The 5,233-nt window shown below is 71.8% G+C and carries 4 protein-coding genes; all 4 read right to left on the minus strand.

Annotated features, from left to right (window positions below):
• Positions 1 to 142: 142 nt before the first annotated feature.
• Genes LCD33_RS28180 through LCD33_RS28195 form a run of 4 tightly spaced genes read right to left on the minus strand, consistent with a single transcriptional unit; the run spans position 143 to position 5,072 of the window.
• Entirely contained in the window at positions 143 to 730 is a 588-nt protein-coding gene (locus LCD33_RS28180) for a sarcosine oxidase subunit gamma (RefSeq protein WP_224963077.1), read from the minus strand.
• Entirely contained in the window at positions 723 to 3,560 is a 2,838-nt protein-coding gene (locus LCD33_RS28185; RefSeq protein WP_224968979.1) for a 2Fe-2S iron-sulfur cluster-binding protein, read from the minus strand. The genes LCD33_RS28180 and LCD33_RS28185 overlap by 8 nt, the downstream gene beginning before the upstream one ends.
• Positions 3,557 to 3,826 carry a sarcosine oxidase subunit delta gene (locus LCD33_RS28190; RefSeq protein ID WP_224963073.1) on the minus strand — a complete coding sequence of 90 codons (270 nt, stop codon included), beginning with the start codon at positions 3,824 to 3,826 and terminating at the stop codon, positions 3,557 to 3,559. Before LCD33_RS28190 ends, LCD33_RS28185 begins: the two co-directional genes overlap by 4 nt.
• 13 nt (positions 3,827 to 3,839) lie before the next feature.
• Complete coding sequence (locus tag LCD33_RS28195; RefSeq protein ID WP_224963071.1) at positions 3,840 to 5,072, minus strand: sarcosine oxidase subunit beta family protein; 1,233 nt, start codon at positions 5,070 to 5,072, stop codon at positions 3,840 to 3,842.
• Between the last annotated feature and the right edge of the window lie 161 nt (positions 5,073 to 5,233).

A 5,233-nucleotide genomic window follows, 5' to 3' on the forward strand; every position in this document is an offset into this window, starting at 1 on the left:
CACCGCCTCACCCGGACCCGGATCGGGGACGATGATGTCGACGACCTCGACCGGCGCTCCCTTGCCGGTCGCCACGACGCCGCGCACTTCGGTCATCCAGAGCTCCAGTTCAGACGTGGGGAAATCCTGCAGGATTCGGTTGTCACCAGCCGTATTCGCCGGCGGCGTCGATGAGCCAGTCCGCGACGTACCGCGCGAACGACGAACGCACGATCAGCCAGTAGGTGGGCAGCGCCGCGTCCCGGCACACCAGCACGACGGCGGCCCGCGCCAGCAGCGTCTGCGCGCACCGGCCGGTCGCGAAGCCGCGCGGATGCAGGTCCAGCGCGCAGCCCATGTTCAGCAAGTCCCGGGCGTGCGGCCCGGAAACCTCCAGGATGGTGCGGTGCGCGGACACGTCCACCACCGCGCCGTGATCGCCGTCGAGCGCGGTGGTCAACGTGTCCGAAATGGACTCGGCGGCGCCTTCCGGTCCGATCAGCAGCCATTCGTCCGGGCCGAGGCCGAGGACCAGCGCTCCTTCGGCGTGCACCACCTCGCCGGGCTGGTTCGGCAGCATCGCGTGGATCGCGGTGCCGATCCGCTCCGCGCCGGACCCCTTCGGGTCCACCCGCAGCGTGATCTGCGCCTTGAACGGCACCTCGGTGATGTGCACGGCGTCCGGCCCGGACCGCGCGGCGAGCGCCTCCGCCCGGGTCGCCAACGGGGACTCTCCGTAGGGCTCAGCCATCGCGGCGCGCTCCTTCCTTGTCGTAGAAGACGGGTTCGGTGACCGTGAGCGGGACCAGCCGGCCGTCGAGCGGGCTGTAGACGGTGTCGCCGATGCGGTCCCGCCCGCCCTTCACCAGCGCCAGGCTGAACCCGCCGCCGAGCACCGCGCTGCGGTAGCTGGAGGTGACGTGGCCCAGCATCGGCACCGGTGGGGCGGGCAGCACCTCGCTCGCCACCAGCTGCGACCCTTCCGGCAGCACCAGGGATTCGTCCTGCGGTCGCAGGCCGACGAGGTGCTTGCGGTCCGGCCGGGCGTTGTCGGCGCGGGCGAAGGAGCGCATGCCGAGGAAGTCGTCCTTCTTCTTCGACACCGCCCAGCTCATGCCGAGGTCGTGCGGGGTGACGGTGCCGTCGGTGTCCTGCCCGACGATCGGGAAGCCCTTCTCCGCGCGCAGCACGTGCATCGTCTCGGTGCCGTACGGGGTGATGTCGAAGGGGCGGCCGGCTTCGTGCAGGGCTTCCCACACCTCGCGGCCGTACCACCAGGGCACGTTGATCTCGAAGGCGAGCTCGCCGGAGAAGCTGATCCGGCACACCCGCGCCCTCCTGCCCGCGACGACGCCGTCCTGCCAGGACATGAAGGGGAACGCGTCGTTGTCCAGCTCCAGCCCGGTGGCCACCCGGGCGAGGACTTCGCGGGACTTCGGCCCGGCGAGCGCGATGGTGGCCCACTGCTCGGTGACCGAGGTCAGGTGCACCCGCAGCTGCGGCCACTCGGTCTGCAGCCATTCCTCCAGCCAGTCCAGCACGCCGGCCGCGCCACCGGAGGTGGTGGAGAGGAGGTACCGCTGCTCGCCGGTGCGCATCACGGTGCCGTCGTCGAAGACCATGCCGTCCGCGGTGCACATCAGCCCGTACCGGATGCGGCCGACCTTGAGCGTGCTCATCTTGTTGGTGTAGACGAGGTCGAGGAACGCGGCGGCGTCCGGCCCCTGCACGTCGATCTTGCCGAGGGTGGACACGTCCTGCATGCCGACCCCGGAACGCACCGCCGCGCACTCCCGCAGCACCGCGGTCTCCATGTCCTCCCCGGGCCGCGGGTAGTACCAGGGCCGCTTCCACTGCCCCACGTTCTCGAACGGCGCCCCGCGCTGCACGTGCCAGTCGTGCATCGCGGTGACCCGCACCGGGTCGTAGAGGTCGCCGCGGTCGCGCCCGGCGAGGGCGGCGAACGCGACCGGCGTGTAGGGGGCGCGGAACGTGGTGGTGCGGGACGGTTCCCGCCCGAGCAGCTGCGCGATGATGCCGGAGGTGAGGGTGCCGGAGGTCTTGCCCTGGTCGTGCGCGGTGCCGATGGTGGTGTAGCGCTTGACGTGCTCCACCGAGTCGAGCCCGGCGCCGACGGCCTTGCGGATGTCGGCGACGGTGGCGTCCCGCGCGAGGTCGACGAACTGGTTGGCGCCTTCGGAGTCGGCGGGGCTGGGCAGCAGCCAGGTGGTGCGCCCGGCCAGCACCGGCGGGTTCTTCGCCGCGGGCAGTTCGGGCGCCACGGCGTCGAACCCGGCGGCGCGCGCCGCGGCTCCGCCCGCTTCGGCACCGGTGCGCAGGCAGTCGCCGGTGCCGAACACGCCGGCGCAGGCACCGGCCGACTGCACGGAGCGCAGGTCCTCCTCGGGCACGTACCCGCCGATCCGCTCCGAGTAGCGCACCCCGCCGCGGCCCTGGGCGTGCAGGTGCACCGCCGGGTTCCAGCCGCCGGAGACCAGCAGCAGGTCGCAGCGCACGACTTGGCGGACGGTCACCGGCTGGTGCTCGTCGGAGCGCAGCCCGGCGAGGTGCGCGCTGACGACCCGGCCGACGCCGGAGGTGCCGACGACGGCGGCGTCCGGGCGGATCGTGATGCCGCGTTCCACGCACAGCGAGGCCCAGTAGGTGGGCACCACGTCGCGCACGTCGACGATGGCGGCGATCTCCACCCCGGCGTCGTGCAGGTCGATCGCGGCCGCGTAGGCGCTGTCGTTGGTGGTGAACACGACGGCCCGCGTGCCGGGCAGCACGCCGTAGCGGTGCAGGTAGCTGCGGGCGGACGCGGCGAGCATGGTGCCGGGCCGGTCGTTGCCGGTGAACACCACGGGCCGTTCGTGCGCCCCGGTGGCCAGCACGGTCTCGCGGGCCCGGATGCGCCAGATGCGCTGGCGGCTGGGCGCGTCGTCGCCGCGGTGCTGCACGGCCACGAAGTAGCCGTCCTCGTAGTGCCCGAAGACGGTGGTGCGCGGGAGGGTGCGCACCTCCGGCAGCGATTCGAGTTCGGCGACGGCGCGGCGCACCCAGTCGGTGCCGGGCTTGCGGTCGAGCTCTTCGCCGCTGCCGAGCAGGGCGCCGCCGAACTCGGTGTCGGCGTCGGCGACGATCACCCGCGCCCCGCTGCGGGCCGCGGTCAGCGCGGCGGCCAGCCCGGCCGGTCCGGCGCCGACGACGAGCACGTCGCAGTGCGCGTGCATCGCGTCGTAGCGGGCCGGGTCGGGTTCGTCCGACAGCCGTCCTTGGCCGGGGATGGAGGTGGCTTCCAGGCCGTCGACGAGTTCGACGGTGGTGGCGGTCAGCATCGGTTCCGGGAACGGCTTCTCGATCTGCACCAGGGCGTTCGGGTCTTCCGGCCCGGCGGCCATGATGCCGCGGGGGCGCCCGTACTTGATGCTGGTGGAGATCTGGTGCACGCCGTTGGCCAGCAGCGCGGAGGCGAGGGTGTCGCCTTCGCGGCCTTCGTAGTCCTGGCCGTCGAAGCGGAACCGGACGGGCCGGCGGCGGTCGATGCGTCCCCCGTCGGCGGTCCTGAACTCGTTGCTCACCTGGTCACCGTCCTCGTCGCGCCGTCGGGGTGGATCTCGTTGGTGGTGGTGTCGCGCTGCACGGTGAACCAGCGCCGGCAACCGGCGTGGTGCGACCAGCGCTCGGTGAACACGCCCTTCGGATTGGCGCGGTAGAACAGGAATCGCGCCCAGTCCTCATCGGACACCGACTGCGGGTCGTCCGGGTAGCGGACGTCGGCTTGACCGCCGTAGTGGAATTCGGTCTCGTTCCGCGGCCCGCACCACGGGCAGGGGATCAGCAGCATGTGCGGACTCCGTTCAGTGCGCGACGCCCGCGGCGCCGTGCTCGTCGACGAGGGCTCCGGTGGTGAACCGCTCCAGCCCGAAGGGCGCGTTGAGCGGGTGCGGTTCGTCGTGGGCGATGGTGTGCGCGTAGCACCAGCCGACACCGGGCGTGGCCTTGAACCCGCCGGTGCCCCAGCCGCAGTTGACGTACAGGCCGTCGAACGGGGTGCGGCCCATGATCGCGGAGGCGTCGGGGGTGACGTCCACGATCCCGGCCCAGGTGCGCAGCACGTGCGCCCGCGCGAAGATCGGGAACAGTTCGACGGCCGCGGTGAGCTCGCGTTCGATGGTGTGGAACGCGCCGCGCTGCCCGTAGGAGTTGTAGGCGTCGATGCCGGCGCCGAGGACCAGTTCTCCCTTGTGCGCCTGGCTGACGTAGACGTGCACGGCGTTGGACATGACCACCGTGGGGTGCACGGGTTCGAGCAGTTCGGACACGAGCGCCTGCAGCGGGTGGCTCTGGATCGGCAGCCGCAGCCCGATGGTGTCGGCGAGCACCGAGGTGCTGCCCGCGGCGGCCAGCGCGACCTTGCCCGCGCGGATGTTCCCGCGGGTGGTCTCGACGCCGACGACCCGGTCGCCGACGGTCTCGAATCCGGTGACCTGGCAGTTCTGCACCAGGTCCACGCCCATCCGGTCCAGCGCGCGGGCGAAGCCCCAGGCGACGTGGTCGTGCTTGGCGATGCCGGCCCGCGGCTGCCAGGTGCCGCCGTGCACCGGGTAGCGGAGGTCCTCGGAGGTGTTCAGGATCGGGCAGATCTCCTTGACCTGCGCGGGATCCAGCCATTCGGCGTCGACGCCGTTGAGCTTGTTCGCCTCGACGCGGCGAACGCTGTCGCGGACCTCCTGCAGCGAGTGCGCCAGGTTCAGCACGCCGCGCTGGGAGAACAGCAGCGGGTAGTCCAGCGCTTCTTCGAGCCCTTCCCACAGCTTCAGCGCGTGCTCGTAGAGCCCGGCGCTCTCGTCCCACAGGTAGTTGGAGCGGATGATCGTGGTGTTACGGGCCATGTTCCCGCCCGCGAGCCAGCCGCTCTCCAGCACCGCGACGTTGGTGATGCCGTGGTTGACGGCGAGGTAGTAGGCGGTGGCGAGCCCGTGCCCGCCGCCACCGACGATCACCACGTCGTAGGAGCGCCTCGGGTCCGGGGAGCTCCAGAGCCGATCCGGGTGCTCGGGCAGGTCTGCACCGGGTGTGCGCGGCGACATCAGAGCCCTCCGTTCAGGTTCGGGTACAGCGGGAACTTGCGGGTGAGCGCCTCGACGCGGTCGCGCAGCGCCTCGGTGTCGGTGGTGGGTTGGAGTGCTGTGGCGATGATGTCGGCGACTTCGGTGAATTCGGTGGTGGTGAAGCCGCGGGTGGCCAGGGC

Origin of the sequence: Saccharopolyspora sp. 7B (assembly GCF_020177435.1) — a bacterium.
GTDB lineage: Bacteria > Actinomycetota > Actinomycetes > Mycobacteriales > Pseudonocardiaceae > Saccharopolyspora_C > Saccharopolyspora_C gregorii.

Coding starts and splice junctions, on each gene's coding strand:
- LCD33_RS28180 (WP_224963077.1), bottom strand. CDS start 730: ATGGCTGAGCCCTACGGAGAGTCCCCGTTGGCGACCCGGGCGGAGGCG.
- LCD33_RS28190 (WP_224963073.1), bottom strand. CDS start 3,826: ATGCTGCTGATCCCCTGCCCGTGGTGCGGGCCGCGGAACGAGACCGAA.
- LCD33_RS28195 (WP_224963071.1), bottom strand. CDS start 5,072: ATGTCGCCGCGCACACCCGGTGCAGACCTGCCCGAGCACCCGGATCGG.